The 16790-nt window shown below is 46.5% G+C and carries 1 protein-coding gene; it reads left to right on the top strand.

All coding sequences use genetic code 11. From position 1 onward, the window contains the following. The first annotated feature begins 19 nt into the window (after positions 1 to 19). Positions 20 to 16789: a non-ribosomal peptide synthetase gene (locus GDK41_RS15705; protein ID WP_152087281.1), complete on the top strand. Its 16770-nt coding sequence runs from the start codon at positions 20 to 22 to the stop codon at positions 16787 to 16789. The last annotated feature ends 1 nt before the right edge of the window (position 16790 follow it).

Genomic DNA, 16790 nt, shown 5'->3' with positions numbered 1-16790 from the left:
TACTGGGGACGGTTTTAAAATGTTTGATTTATTGACGGAAATTAAAAATTCACAGGCAGCTGTGTGGTTGGAGGGGCAAGACATTCGTCTTGCCTACGACTCGGACGAACTGAACGATGAGTTGATCATCAAAATCAGGGATAAAAAGCAGGAACTGAAAAGCTTCTTATCGCGTTCTGAAATTATCTCTCAAGAGGCATTTGAAAAAATGCCGCAGTGGCATCGCTATCCATTGTCGTTCGCTCAACAGCGATTGCTGTATGTTGAACGCATCAGCTCAGGAGCGGCATACTTAATTCCAGTATGTTTCTCACTCGAGGAAGATGCTGAGCTGGCGCGTTTGCAGCGCGCACTTGATGCAGTTGTTGCAAAGCACGCAAGTTTGCGCACTGTCTTTGAGCAAGATGCACAGGGTGACGACTATCAACAAATTACAGATCAGAACGTTGTCATTGAACTTGAACATTTCGAGACTGAAGAGGAGTTGCGTCAAGCACTAGCGGCAAAACAATCAGCTTCATTCGATCTCAATCAAGAAGTGATGAGAGCGTGTGTATTACAGCAGGGCAACTTACGCTACTTGCTATTTGTATGGCATCACATTGCATTTGATGGCTGGTCAGTGGGGGTCTTTTTAAAAGACTTAGAGCTTGCCTACCAAAGCCAAGAAGCATTACCCATGCCAGAGTTACAGTATGCAGACTATGCATGTTGGCAAAGGGAGCTTATGTCTGGTGATGTTGGGGAGCAACAGCTCGCTTATTGGCAGAAAAATCTTGCTGACTTGCAGCCACTTGCTTTGCTGACTGATTTTCCAAGACCAATGCAAAGTGATTACATTGGGCAAGATCTGCATGTGGCGTTTGAGTCGGAACTTGCACATGACTTAAAGCAAGTTGCAAAGCAATACAACACAACTCTTTATACCGTATTGCTGGGTGCTTTCTCATTGGTACTGGGAAGATTTGCTAATCAGTCAGATGTCGTCATTGGTACACCTTCTGACAATAGACATAACGCACAAGTGCAAGACATGATTGGCTTTTTTGTCAATTCTTTGCCAATACGTTTACAGCTAGATGATGAATCATCGATGGCACAGTTAATAGAGCAAAGCCATCAACAAGTTGCGGCTGCAAAAGTAAATCAGGATATCCCTTTTGAGCAAATGGTGCATGCACTCGGCTTAGAGCGAGACCTATCACGCCACCCTATATTTCAAGTGCTGTTTAGTCTTCAGCAAAATAATGCTGAAAAAGCAAATTGGGCGTTGCCGTTGACGCCTTTGGATGAACAGACACAGTCGCAAGCATATTCGCCAGCAAAGTTTGACTTAACTTTGATTATGAGTGAGGGCGAAGAAGGCCTTAAAGCAACCTTCAATTATGCAACGAGCTTATTTGAAAAAGCCAGCATTGAGCGTATTGCAAAGGCGTATCACCATGTTTTGAAACAGGTCGCGCAATGCACTTTGACATGCTTAAAAGAATACGCGTTATTATCTGCTCAAGACAATGAACGTCTCCTTGAATGGGCTAAGAGCGATGTAGATTTTATTCGTGCGCAAGCCGATAGCGAGCATAGTCTGGTCGATGCATTTGAAGCGCAGGTAGCAGCTTGTCCGCAAGCCATTGCCTTGACCTGTGGCCAGCAACAGCTCAGCTACCAAGCACTGAATGAGCGTGCAAATCAACTGGCGAATTGGTTGCGAGCAAGTTACCAAGCACATTATGGCCAACCCTTAGCTGCCAATACGTTGATTGCGTTATATGTTGAGCCAAGCCTTGAGTTGATGATCAGTGTATTAGCAGTCCTTAAAGCGGGCGCAGCCTATGTCCCTATGGCACCGTCTAATCCCGCATTGCGTAATCAGCATGTGTTGGATGACAGTGCTCCCACGTTGGTGCTAACAACAGCGCAGTCTCAGTCTGCTTATCAAACTCAGCTCAACAGTGAAGCGCCTTTGTTGGTGATGGATGATGATTCGGTGTCTGCATGCGCAACCACAACACCAGATGTGATGCACGGTGCTGATGATTTGGCTTATGTGATTTATACCTCTGGCACAACGGGTAAAGCCAAAGGGGTATTACAAAACCATGCCAATGTTATGCGCTTGTTTAAAGCGACGGCAGCGGACTATCAATTTAATGCACAAGATGTGTGGATGCTCTATCACGCTTACACCTTTGATTTTACCGTATGGGAAATGTGGGGCGCGTTGCTCCATGGTGGACGCTTAGTTATTCCTGAGCAGAGCCTCGTACGTGACTTTGCAGCGGTTGCCAAATTATGCCAACAAGAAGCGGTCACTGTATTAAATCAAACACCTGGTGCTTTCTTAGGGTTTGCTGAAGCGGCGTTGACCCTTGAGCTTGATTTTCCGGCACTGAGATATGTCATTTTCGGTGGCGACAAACTTAACCCCGCAAGTCTAAAGCGTTGGTGGGCGCGATTCGGTGATAGTCAACCGCAGCTGGTGAATATGTACGGGATCACAGAAACCACGGTACACACGACTTATCAGCCATTATACGCAGAGCATGCCTCAGAGTGTTCGACCATAGGGCGTGTACTGCGCGACATGCAAGCTTATGTACTCAATGAGCAGATGCAACTGGTACCGCCAGGTGTACCTGGTGAGCTGTATATCGGTGGGGCGGGTTTATCACCGGGTTATTTAAATCGCCCAGAGCTAACTGCTGAGCGTTTTATTGATAACCCATTTGCGGATGAGTCAATGCAAGCGTTGGGCTATACCCGTATGTATAAAACTGGCGATGTGGTTCGTTGGTTGGCCGATGGCACGCTTGAGTATCTAGGTCGTAACGATAACCAAGTGAAAATTAGAGGTTATCGTATCGAGTTGGGTGAAATTGAAGCGGCCTTACTGCAACAAGATGGTGTCCAGCAGGCTGCTCTATTGATTGACGACTCAGAAGGCCATGCGCGTTTACTAGCTTATGTGGTCAGCGATGATGCCCAGTTAGGAGCGACGTTAAAAGGAGCACTGGCGCATGTCTTACCAAGTTACATGATCCCAGCACACATCACGGTGCTAGCTCAGCTTCCTTTGACAGTGAATGGTAAGTTAGACAGAGCTGCGCTGCCTCGTCCAAGCCAAGTTGAAGCGCGCACCTATATCGCCCCGAGCACGAAAACGGAGCAGATCTTATGCTCCGTATGGCAAGAAGTGCTGCAGGTTGAGCAAGTGGGCGTGAACGATAACTACTATGAGCTTGGTGGTGACTCAATCATCAGTATTAAGTTAGTGACACGAGCCAGACAGGCAGGGGTTGAGTTCAGTTTAGCTGATTTGTTGGCAACCCAAACCGTGTCCTTGTTGGCACAATGCGTTGATGCAGGGGAAGCCAAAGTACAGCAAACAGTCGCAAGCAGTGCATTTTCCTTGATCAGCGAGGCCGATAAAGCCCTGTTACCTGAAGGCATTGAAGATGCTTATCCGGTGAGCCGATTGCAGCTCGGTATGTTGTTTCACACACAGTCTAATGACAGTTGTTTATATCATGATCTGATCAGTTATCCATTTACCTTGCCACTTGATGAATCATGTTTACGTGACACATTAGCAGCAATTTGTGCACGCCATTCAATATTACGTACTCAAATTGCGCTAAGTGGCTTTAGTAAGCCATTGCAATTGGTGCATGAGCAAGCACAGATAGAGCTATTCATTGGTAACACAGATGAAGACTTACAAGCTGTGCATGCGTGGTATAAACAAGAGCACCAAAGAGGGTTTGCAGATAATGAATACCCGTTACTGCGCGTTGCGGCACACCGCATTGATGCAGAGCGCTTTCACTTAAGCTTTAGTGTTCATCACGCCATCATTGATGGTTGGAGTGAGGCGGCGTTAACGGCAGAAGTGGCGGCATTATACGGTAAAGCACTGGCGGGTAAATCACTGGTGCAGCCGGCGTTGGCGGCGAGCTATCGAGACTTCATTGCGCAAGAGCAAGCGGCGTTAAGTGATACAGATAACCATACATTTTGGCGTAACCAGTTTGAGCAGGTGGCGGCACAGCCGGTGTTATTGGCACCGAGTGATGATGACAGCTTACCAAGCCATACCGCGCCAGAGAGTGACTATCTGATGTTCTCTTTTAATGCGACACAAGCGAAGGCTTTGCAAGCATTGGCGGCACGATGTGATGTGTCATTGAAAGCGGTAATGTTTGCAGCGCACAGTAAGGCTTTGTCGTTGGCGACAGGGTATGAGCAAGTAGTATCAGGATTATCGGTTCATGGTAGACCTGAAGTGTTAGACAGCGACAAATTACTTGGGCTGTTTGTCAATATTCTACCAGTTACAGTGTCTTGTCAGGTTGGGTCTCGCCGGACTGGGTCATGGCTTGAGTTTATCCAAGCGGTGCATGGGCAAATGAATGCAGTGGAAGCACAGCGCTTCTTCCCACTAGAGGTGGTTAAGGAACTGGTGGGTGATGAGCCTTTCCATGCAGCCTTTAACTACACCAGTTTTAATGCTTACTGGCAGCAAGACAGCGTTGCGGCAGAGGACTTACTTGCAGGGCGAATGGGGATAGCGGAGAACAGTTTACCACTGAGTTTGAATGTTCAGACTTCGCAAAACACCGATGAAATCATGTGTTCTTTGAGCACGCTACGCAGTCACTATAAGGCTGGGGTAGGTGTGAGTTATGCGAAGCTATATCAGCGAATTATTGAGATGATGTTGCAAGATGCCACGGCGTCTCATCACCAAGTATTAGAAGAGGCTGAGCAATATCAACAGCTTGTACAATGGAATGGCCACACAGTCAGTTTTGGCGAACAAACTATTACGGAGTTATTTGAGCAACATGCAGCGCGTACACCCGATGCAGTCGCTTTAATCACGCAAGAGAAAACTTACAGCTATGGTGAGTTAAATGCGATGGCGAATCGTCGTGCGGCGATGATATTGGCCAATGTGGCGGGTAAGCCACAGATGATAGGTGTCTATCATAGTTCACGATTAGACATGGTGTTGAGTATGTTAGCAGCGCTCAAAGTGGGGGCCGCTTATGTGCCATTTGCGATGGGCACGCCAGCATCTCGCGTGAGCTATATTGTGGACGACTGTCAGTTGGACATAATGCTCTGTGATAGTCACTCAGAAAAGGTGTTAACACAAGGCCTAGCTAGCGCGACATCTAACCCAGTTTGTCTTTATGTGGATAAAGAAGATGCACATCAGTTTTCAGCCCAAAATATCGCGCAACATACCACGCTGAATGATTTAGCTTACATTATGTACACCTCGGGCACCACTGGGCAGCCAAAGGGGGCGATGATCCCACATCGGGGGGTCGTGTCGTTGGTAAACAACACAGATTATGTTGATATCACGACGCAAGACGTGTTTGTACAATTAGCTAATCCAGCGTTTGATGCGGCGACATTTGAGATTTGGGGGGCGTTGACACAGGGGGCAAGTTTAGTTGTGCCCAATGATGACATGATGTTAGACGCAGAGTCGATTTGTGATGTGTTAACGCGTCATCACGTGAGTATTTTATGGCTGACACGGGCATTATTTGATTCTGTATACAGTGAATCAACGACCATGTTTGCCGGATTACGCTATCTACTCGTCGGTGGCGAGGCCTTGACGAGTGCCATCATGGCGCGTTTGGTCAGCCAAGTAGAACGTCCTGTGCATATTCTTAATGGTTATGGACCTACCGAAAGTACAACATTTGCAACGACACATGAGTGCCAAGGTGAAGTAGGTAGTGTACCGATAGGTAAGCCTATCAATGGTCGACAGGTTTATGTGTTGTCTCCATCTCGTACATTGCTACCAACAGGATGTGTGGGTGAGCTATATATTGGCGGTGCAGGGCTTGCCCAGGGATATTTGAATAAGCCGACTCTCACTGAGCAAGCGTTTATTCGTGGTTCAGAGTTTCAAATTGCGGGTATAGAGCCTGATGCGGTGCTGTATAAAACTGGCGATAAAGTGCGCTGGTTAGAATCAGGTGAATTGGAATACTTAGGCAGAGACGACCAGCAAATCAAAATCAGAGGCTACCGAGTTGAGCTTGAAGAAATAGAGTCGGTGTTGATGACACAACCCAACATTCAACATGCTTTGGTACAGGTAAAAGAGTCAGGTCGAGATGCTTGTTTGGTGGCTTATGTTGTGCCTGAAAATATGCAGGCCTTTGATGAGGCAATGCTTCAGGCTAATTTACAAAAATCTCTCGCAAGTTATCAGTTACCACATCATTTTGTGACATTGCCAGCATTGCCATTAACCGCCAATGGCAAAATGGACTTAGCCGCTTTACCTGAGGTGGATTTGCAAGCACGTGATGATTATGTTGCGCCACGTAATGAAATTGAAGCGGGTCTATGTGCTATTTGGTCGGAGCTATTGGATGGTGAGCCTGTCTCTGTATTCGATGACTTTTTCAAGCTTGGAGGTAACTCAATCCATGCAGTGCGCATGGCGGCAAAAGTGCGTGATGAGTTGTCATTAGACTTTAGTCTAGCGAAGTTATTTGAACATAAAACGATAGCGTCATTGGCGGCTAATCTAATGCAGTCAGACGAGATTGTGATCCCAAGCCTAGGCGAGAAGCGTGACCATTATCCGCTCTCTTTTGCGCAGGAACGTTTGTTTTATATTGAGCAATTACAGCCTAGTAGCGCCTATCACATTCCTTTATTGCTTGCTTTGAATGAGGATGTCGCGCTTGAGCAACTGCAACAATCAGTGATGCAGCTCGTTGATAGACACCCCATTCTAAGAACGCGCTACCTAACAAATGAAAGTGGTCATGTTGTCCAGCAAGTGATGGCAAACACATTGACTATCGCAAATCATGATTGCTCGGCAGATGCATTGGCAGTTAGTGTACAAAAGCAGGTTGATACGCCTTTTGACCTAGAGCGTGAAGTGATGCGCGCCAGCTTTTACAATACCGGTGAACAGAGATATTTGCTTATTGTTTGGCATCATATTGCATTTGATGGTTGGTCAACGAGCTTGTTCTTAAAAGAGTTAGCTGAGCACTATCACAACGGTATCAATGGCGTGCCATGCACGTCACCTACTTGGCCAATTGATTATATTGATTACTCAGTATGGCAACGCGATTATTTACAAGGGGATACCTTAGAGACATATCGAACATATTGGCAAACTCAGCTGCAAGACGTTGAAACACTCTCTTTACCGCTTGATCATAATCGTCCAGCAGTGGCACGCCATCAAGGCCGGGAGCTGTATACAAACATCGATAGTGGCACTTCAAAAGCGTTAGTTGCACTTGCCAAAGAGAATGATAGCTCTCTTAATAGCGTGTTGCTGAGCGCATTCTACCTGACGTTGGCACACCTGTGTGATCAGCAAGATATTATTGTTGGGACGCCTTCTGATAATCGACATCATCATCAAACCCAAGGCGTAATTGGCTTTTTTGTTAATACGCTGCCTTTGAGAATGCAAGTTGATTGGTCGATGTCAACAAGCCAGTTTATTCAAAATGTGCACCAGTGTGTTGGTCAGGCCAAGGCTCATCAAGAGCTACCATTTGAGCAAATTGTTGAGCTACTAGGTGTTGAGCGAGATGCGTCTCGTCACCCATTATTTCAGGTGGTATTTGGTCTACAAGATTTACAAGATGTAGTTGATGATGTTGTTGCGCTGCCAATGACACCAGCACCGCTGGATGGTGACGTAGACTTTTGCCCTGCAAAGTTTGACTTAAGTTTAATGGCAACACGTTCACAAGAAGGTATCAATATCACATTGAACTATGCCGTTAGTTTGTTTGAACATAATACGATTGAAGCAATCAGCGAGCTCTATACCAATATTCTAGTTGGACTCATTGATGCGCGCACTCATACAGTAGGCGAGATCCCATTGATGAGCGACGTTAAACAGCAAGAGCTGTTGCAGCAATCGATAATGCTCAGAGAAGAGTTTGCATCAACAGATACCTTAGTCAGTGCATTTGAAGCGCAAGTAGCAACTTGTCCGCAAGCCATTGCCTTGACCTGTGGCCAGCAACAGCTCAGCTACCAAGCACTGAATGAGCGTGCAAATCAACTGGCGAATTGGTTGCGTGCAAGTTACCAAGCACACTATGGCCAACCCTTAGCTGCCAATACGTTGATTGCGTTATATGTTGAGCCAAGCCTTGAGCTGATGATCAGTGTATTAGCAGTCCTTAAAGCGGGCGCAGCCTATGTCCCTATGGCACCGTCTAATCCCGCATTGCGTAATCAGCATGTGTTGGATGACAGTGCTCCCGCGTTGGTGCTAACAACAGCGCAGTCTCAGTCTGCTTATCAAACTCAGCTCAACAGTGAAGCGCCTTTGTTGGTGATGGATGATGATGCGGTGTCTGCATGCGCAACCACAACACCAGGTGTGATGCACGGTGCTGATGATTTGGCTTATGTGATTTATACCTCTGGCACAACGGGTAAAGCCAAAGGGGTGTTACAAAACCATGCCAATGTTATGCGCTTGTTTAAAGCGACGGCAGCGGACTATCAATTTAATGCACAAGATGTGTGGATGCTCTATCACGCTTACACCTTTGATTTTACCGTATGGGAAATGTGGGGCGCGTTGCTCCATGGTGGACGCTTAGTTATTCCTGAGCAGAGCCTCGTACGTGACTTTGCAGCGGTTGCCAAATTATGCCAACAAGAAGCGGTCACTGTATTAAATCAAACACCTGGTGCTTTCTTAGGGTTTGCTGAAGCGGCGTTGACCCTTGAGCTTGATTTTCCGGCACTGAGATATGTCATTTTCGGTGGCGACAAACTTAACCCCGCAAGTCTAAAGCGTTGGTGGGCGCGATTCGGTGATAGTCAACCGCAGCTGGTGAATATGTACGGGATCACAGAAACCACGGTACACACGACTTATCAGCCATTATACGCAGAGCATGCCTCAGAGTGTTCGACCATAGGGCGTGTACTGCGCGACATGCAAGCTTATGTACTCAATGAGCAGATGCAACTGGTACCGCCAGGTGTACCTGGTGAGCTGTATATCGGTGGGGCGGGTTTATCACCGGGTTATTTAAATCGCCCAGAGCTAACTGCTGAGCGTTTTATTGATAACCCATTTGCGGATGAGTCAATGCAAGCGTTGGGCTATACCCGTATGTATAAAACTGGCGATGTGGTTCGTTGGTTGGCCGATGGCACGCTTGAGTATCTAGGTCGTAACGATAACCAAGTGAAAATTAGAGGTTATCGTATCGAGTTGGGTGAAATTGAAGCGGCCTTACTGCAACAAGATGGTGTCCAGCAGGCTGCTCTATTGATTGACGACTCAGAAGGCCATGCGCGTTTACTAGCTTATGTGGTCAGCGATGATGCCCAGTTAGGAGCGACGTTAAAAGGAGCACTGGCGCATGTCTTACCAAGTTACATGATCCCAGCACACATCACGGTGCTAGCTCAGCTTCCTTTGACAGTGAATGGTAAGTTAGACAGAGCTGCGCTGCCTCGTCCAAGCCAAGTTGAAGCGCGCACCTATATCGCCCCGAGCACGAAAACGGAGCAGATCTTATGCTCCGTATGGCAAGAAGTGCTGCAGGTTGAGCAAGTGGGCGTGAACGATAACTACTATGAGCTTGGTGGTGACTCAATCATCAGTATTAAGTTAGTGACACGAGCCAGACAGGCAGGGGTTGAGTTCAGTTTAGCTGATTTGTTGGCAACCCAAACCGTGTCCTTGTTGGCACAATGCGTTGATGCAGGGGAAGCCAAAGTACAGCAAACAGTCGCAAGCAGTGCATTTTCCTTGATCAGCGAGGCCGATAAAGCCCTGTTACCTGAAGGCATTGAAGATGCTTATCCGGTGAGCCGATTGCAGCTCGGTATGTTGTATCACACTCAAGCGAGTGCGGGCAGTCTATACCATGATCTGATCAGCTACTCATTTACCTTGCCACTTGATGAATCATGTTTACGTGACACATTAGCAGCAATTTGTGCACGCCATTCAATATTACGTACTCAAATTGCGCTAAGTGGTTTTAGCGAACCATTGCAATTGGTGCATGAGCAAGCGCAGATAGAGCTGTTCATTGGTAACACAGAGGAAGACTTACAAGCTGTGCATGCGTGGTATAAACAAGAGCACCAAAGAGGGTTTGCAGATAATGAATACCCGTTACTGCGCGTTGCGGCACACCGCATTGATGCAGAGCGCTTTCACTTAAGCTTTAGTGTTCATCACGCCATCATTGATGGTTGGAGTGAGGCGGCGTTAACGGCAGAAGTGGCGGCATTATACGGTAAAGCACTGGCGGGTAAATCACTGGTGCAGCCGGCGTTGGCGGCGAGCTACCGAGACTTTATTGCGCAAGAGCAAGCGGCGTTAAGTGATACAGATAACCATACATTTTGGCGTAACCAGTTTGAGCAGGTGGCGGCACAGCCGGTGTTATTGGCACCGAGTGATGATGACAGCTTACCAAGCCATACCGCGCCAGAGAGTGACTATCTGATGTTCTCTTTTAATGCGACACAAGCGAAGGCTTTGCAAGCATTGGCGGCACGATGTGATGTGTCATTGAAAGCGGTAATGTTCGCAGCGCACAGTAAGGCTTTGTCGTTGGCGACAGGGTATGAGCAAGTAGTATCAGGATTATCGGTTCATGGTAGACCTGAAGTGTTAGACAGCGACAAATTACTTGGGCTGTTTGTCAATATTCTACCAGTTACAGTTTCTTGTCAGGTTGGGCCTCATCGGACTGGGTCATGGCTTGAGTTTATCCAAGCGGTGCATGGGCAAATGAATGCAGTGGAAGCACAGCGTTTCTTCCCACTAGAGGTGGTTAAGGAACTGGTGGGTGATGAGCCTTTCCATGCAGCCTTTAACTACACCAGTTTTAATGCTTACTGGCAGCAAGACAGCGTTGCGGCAGAGGACTTACTTGCAGGGCGAATGGGGATAGCGGAGAACAGTTTACCACTGAGTTTGAATGTTCAGACCTCGCAAAACACCGATGAAATCATGTGTTCTTTGAGCACGCTACGCAGTCACTATAAGGCTGGGGTAGGTGTGAGTTATGCGAAGCTATATCAGCGAATTATTGAGATGATGTTGCAAGATGCCACGGCGTCTCATCACCAAGTATTAGAAGAGGCTGAGCAATATCAACAGCTTGTACAATGGAATGGCCACACAGTCAGTTTTGGTGAGCAAACTATTACGGAGTTATTTGAGCAACATGCAGCGCGTACACCCGATGCAGTCGCTTTAATCACGCAAGAGAAAACTTACAGCTATGGTGAGTTAAATGCGATGGCGAATCGTCGTGCGGCGATGATATTGGCCAATGTGGCGGGTAAGCCACAGATGATAGGTGTCTATCATAGTTCACGACTAGACATGGTGTTGAGTATGTTAGCAGCGCTCAAAGTGGGGGCCGCTTATGTGCCATTTGCGATGGGCACACCGATGTCACGCTTGGTGTATATCATAGATGATTGTCAGTTGAGTTTAGTGCTCAGTGATAGTGCTCAAAACGATGTGCTTGATGATGCGCTGTCTCAAAGCATATCTAAGCCAGTGTGTATGAACGTCGATGTATTTGATAGTGCGCAATACAGTGCAGACAACTTACATGTGAACAGCACTCTCGATGATTTGGCGTACATCATGTATACCTCTGGCACCACAGGAAAGCCTAAAGGAGCTATGGTTACGCAGCGCGGTGTGGTGTCGTTGGTAAACAACACAGATTATGTTGATATCACGACGCAAGACGTGTTTGTACAATTAGCTAATCCAGCGTTTGATGCCGCGACATTTGAGATTTGGGGGGCATTAACACAAGGTGCAAGTCTCGTGATCCCAAACTCAGATATGGCGCTTGATGCTTTTGAAATTGAAGCGCTCCTGAGCCGTAACCAAGTGAGTATTGTACTGCTGACACGCGCTTTATTTGATTCTATATACAGCCAGTCTCCTGACATGTTTAGTGCGCTGAGGTACTTAATGGTCGGCGGTGAGGCACTGACGCCTGCGATCATGAACCGTTTGGTGAGTCAACCTACTCGGCCAAAACATATCTTAAATTGTTACGGACCGACAGAAAGTACAACCATTGCGAGCACCTATGAATGCCAAGTCACTGAAGGCAGTGTTCCGATAGGTAAACCAGCGAATGGTCGTCAAGTGTATGTGTTATCGCCTTCTCGTAGCTTATTGCCGGTTGGATGCGTCGGTGAACTTTATATCAGTGGTGCAGGGCTTGCTCGGGGATATTTGAATAAGCCGGCTCTTACGGAGCAAGCGTTTATTCGTGGTTCTGAGTTTCAAATAGCGGGGATAGAGCCTGATGCGGTGCTGTATAAAACCGGCGATAAAGTGCGCTGGTTAGAATCAGGTGAATTGGAATACTTAGGCAGAGACGACAAGCAAGTCAAAATCAGAGGCTACCGAATCGAGCTTGAAGAAATAGAGTCGGTGTTGATGGCACAAGACAATGTGCAACATGCCTTAGTTCAAGTAAAAACGCGTGGTAAAGATGCAAGCTTAGTGGCTTACATCGTTGCACAAGACGCTGAGCGATGGGATGAGTTGGCATTCGAGGAAGCGTTAAAATCGCAATTAGCCAGCTACCAGTTACCGAGTCACTGGGTGCTATTAGATAAGTTACCATTAACGGCGAATGGCAAAGCGGATTTAGCCGCTTTACCTGAGGTGGATTTGCAAGCTCGAGCTGAGTATGTCGAACCGCGCAATGAAATAGAAGCAACCTTGTGTGATATCTGGTCAGCACTGTTAAATGTTGAGCAAGTGTCGGTATATGATGACTTCTTCAAGCTTGGGGGTAACTCAATCCATGCGGTGCGCATGGCAGCAAAAGTGCGTGATGAATTAGCGTTGGAGTTTAGCCTAGCTAAGTTATTTGAGCATAAAACGATAGCGTCACTGGCGGAAAATTTAGCGCAGACAGACGAAATACGGATCCCAAGTTCAGTGCCAAGACAAGCGCGCTACCCTTTGTCTTTTGCTCAAGAGCAAATGCTGTTGCTTGAACGTTTGCCTGAAAGCCAAGGAAGCTATCAAGTTCCTGTATTTACAAAACTAAATCGCAATATCGATACGCAAAAGTTAGTACTCGCTATTGACGCGGTGATATCACGCCATGAAGTACTCAGAAGTACGTTTAACTTTGATGAAGACGGCGAGAGCTATCAAACGCCGTTAACAAAAGGCGCAGAAATACAAACTGTAGCGGTTCATACTGAACAACTGAATACCTTTGTATCACAACAAGTAGCGAATAAATTTGAGCTAGATAAATCTCCTGCAATGCGCGGTTTTATTATCAATACAGAATATGACAGTTACTTGTTGGTTGTTTGGCATCACATCATATTCGACGGTTGGTCAAGCGGCCTATTCTTCTCGGAAGTGGAACAGTATTACCGTTCACAAGGTGTTGAGCTATCACCCTTATCGATTCAGTATGCAGATTATGCATTGTGGCAACGTGAATATATGCAAGGCGATGTATTGGCATCGCATCAAAAATACTGGCAGCAACAAGTGCAAGAGGTTGAAGTACTCTCTATTCCAACTGATTACACGCGTCCTGCAATACCTAGCTTTGTGGGAGCAGAGGAGTCTCGCTTTGTTGCAGATGAACTTGCCACTGAGTTAAAAGCACTTGCAGCAGCAAACAGTACCACGATGTATTCAGTGTTAATGAGTGCGTACTTTATTACTTTGTCTCGACTGTCAGGCCAATCGGATATCATGATTGGTACACCGATGGACAATCGTGCTTTAGCGCAAACACAATCGCTGATTGGTTATTTCGTTAACAGTGTGCCGATGCGTTGTAAGCTTGATAATGACATGACAGTGAGTGAACTTGTTCGCCAGGTACATCACTTAAATGTTGAAGCAAAGCGTTATCAAATGCTGCCGTTTGAGCAAATTGTTGGTTTAGCTAACACGGCTCGTGATGCTTCTAGACATCCCCTATATCAAGTGTTCTTTACACTGAATCAATTTGCAGATGCAAACGAAGCAGAACAAGGTTCTGAATGTTTTGCACCGGATCTGAACGAAAAGGTACTGGACTACACCCCTGCAAAATTTGATTTGACGCTTGATGTATCAATGGTTCATGAGCAACTTGAGATTTCGTTGAATTATGCAACGGATTTATTTAGTCGCCAAAGTGCAGCCAATATGCTTGAGATATATCACCGCGTGTTGCAACAAATGTGTCAAGCGCAGTTTAAGCGTTGTACTGACCTTAAACTGGCTGCTCCGAGCCAGATGCAATTAGAGTCTGAGTATCTCGCTCAACAGGTGCAATGTACGGCAACATTAGCTGAGCAGTTTAAAGCGCTAGCGGCTAAGCAGCCTGATGCAATCGCCATTGAAAGTGATGAAATCACGCTCACATATAAACAGCTTGACGAGCGCTCAGATGCACTTGCAACACATATATGTCAGCAGTTCTCTCACCGAGGTCGACTGCCCGAAGGGACTTGCATCGCGCTTTACTTTAATAGTGGATTACACGCCATTGTTGCAAAAATGGCGGTACTCAAAGCGGGGGCAGCGTATGTGCCTATCTCGACAAAGCTGCCGCAAGCAAGGGTGCAATATATCCTTCAAGATATTGCTGCCAAAGTTGTGTTGACGCAATCTGCATTAGAGCAAGAGATACAAAAGCAAGGTATCGACACTATCAACCTTGATGCTACAAGTTGTTATGCCGTATCTGCGCCATTGGAGGTGGGTAATCCTAAAGACCTAGCTTATGTGATCTATACCTCAGGTACCACAGGTCAACCTAAAGGGGTGATGATAGAGCACGCCTCAATGAGCAACTTGGCACATCACAACAAGCATGGTTATCGATTGCAACGCAATGAAAAATTTGCCGTTATCATAGAGAATTATGCCTTTGATACAACCGCAGGGCTGATTTTTACCGCATTGCTTAATGGTGCCAGTTTGGTGGTGATTGATGACAACACGACTATTGAGCATGCGATACATCAATACGGCATTACACACTTAGATACCACAGCCAGCGTATTGCAAATGCTAGATGAAAGTGCATTGGAGAAGTTATCGCGCATTGTCTCGGGTGGTGAAGTTACACCTATCTCTTTTGCGAAGCGCTGGTCACATAAGTTAATCAATGAGTATGGGCCAACGGAAACCACCGTCGGCAGTCACCAATATCACTGCTCAAGTCTGTCGGATAGAGCAAGCAGCGTATCGATTGGCAAAGTGGTGTCGAACTTACGGTGTTATGTTTTAGATGATGAGCTCAATATGCTGCCAGTGGGCTGTCCGGGTACGTTGTACATCAGTGGAATTGGCTTATCACGCGGTTATTTAAATCAGCCTGAGCTGACGCAAGAGAAGTTTATCAACAACCCATTTGTTGCAGCTGGTGATGGTATCGAATACCAACGTATGTACTGTACAGGAGACAAGGTACTGCAAAATACCTCCGGCGAGTTTATGTTCGTTGGACGTGAAGACGAACAGGTACAACTCAATGGGGCAAGGGTTGAACTTGGTGAAATTGTAGCGCAAATAAATTCATTGTCTGGGGTTCAACAGTCAGCGGTCATTGTATCCGATTCTGGTGATGCACAACTGGTCGCTTACGTCGTACCAAAAGCCGATTTTGCACTTGATAAAGAAATGGTTATCAATGCGTTACTGACGATACTACCTGCTTACATGGTACCTCGACATATTTATATCTTAGACAAGTTACCGCTCACTACGAATGGCAAATTAGACAAACGTGCTTTGCCTGTGCCAAGCGCACTTGAGCACCGTGCTGAGTACTGCCCACCGAGTACCTTTGTTGAGGAACAGTTAGCTGAAATATGGGCAGAAGTACTTGAAATAGAAGCAACTACCATCAGCGTAATTGAAGACTTCTTTAACCTAGGCGGCAGTTCACTGAAAGCTGTGAAAGTCGTGAGGCTTATCGAGAAGAAGCTCGCTATTAAGCTATCTATCGATTTTGTTTTACGCCATAGCAGCATCCGAAAAATGGCGCTTGAATTGGCGAACGAACCCCAAGATAGCAGCGTTGTTCTGCCGCTATCTCAAGTTCAAGAAAGTGAGTGTACGTTAGTACTCTTTCATCCTGTAGGTGGCGGTGCCTACTGTTACCGTGAGCTGCTTGAATCACTCTCACCGACAAGCACGGTGTTAGGTGTTCAACATCCAGAGTTTGCTGGTGAATCAGGTTGGCTTGACGCATCAATTGAGCAATTAAGCGACTACTACGCTCAATCATTGCTAGCACGCTCTGTTGTACAGCCAATCAGAATGCTGGGTTGGTCAATGGGGGGAGTGATAGCTTTCGCTGTGGCACAAAAGCTAATAGCAAAAGGCTATGCGGTTGAGTGGGTTGGTTTGGTTGATAGTTATGTCACCAGCGAGTTTATATCGCCAAATAGCGACACGCCGATGGTTCAAGATGCAGCGCATATGTCTAACACCGAAGAGCGTGTTTTACATGCTAATCAGCAAGCGCTTGATAGCTATATTCCAACAGGCTCCGTGCCTCAAATCTTTGGTGTGTTTGTTGAGCAAAGCAAGACACACCCTGTTTTATCAAAAGCGATTGAGCGTTGGGCGCAACGTTCTGATCAGCCGTTTAAGTGCGCTTATGTTGATGGAGATCACTTCTCAATCATGGCGTACCCACGCGTAACTTCATTGGCTCAGTCACTGACAGAGCTAGTAAACAATATTGAATCAAAAATTAACTAAT

The sequence above is a fragment of the Pseudoalteromonas sp. A25 genome (genome assembly GCF_009176705.1).
GTDB lineage: Bacteria > Pseudomonadota > Gammaproteobacteria > Enterobacterales > Alteromonadaceae > Pseudoalteromonas.
This window is presented reverse-complemented; position numbering and strand designations above follow the sequence as displayed.

What these genes read in the sequence shown, in the direction of transcription:
- GDK41_RS15705 (WP_152087281.1), top strand. Translation starts at nt 20, where the DNA reads ATGTTTGATTTATTGACGGAAATTAAAAATTCACAGGCAGCTGTGTGG.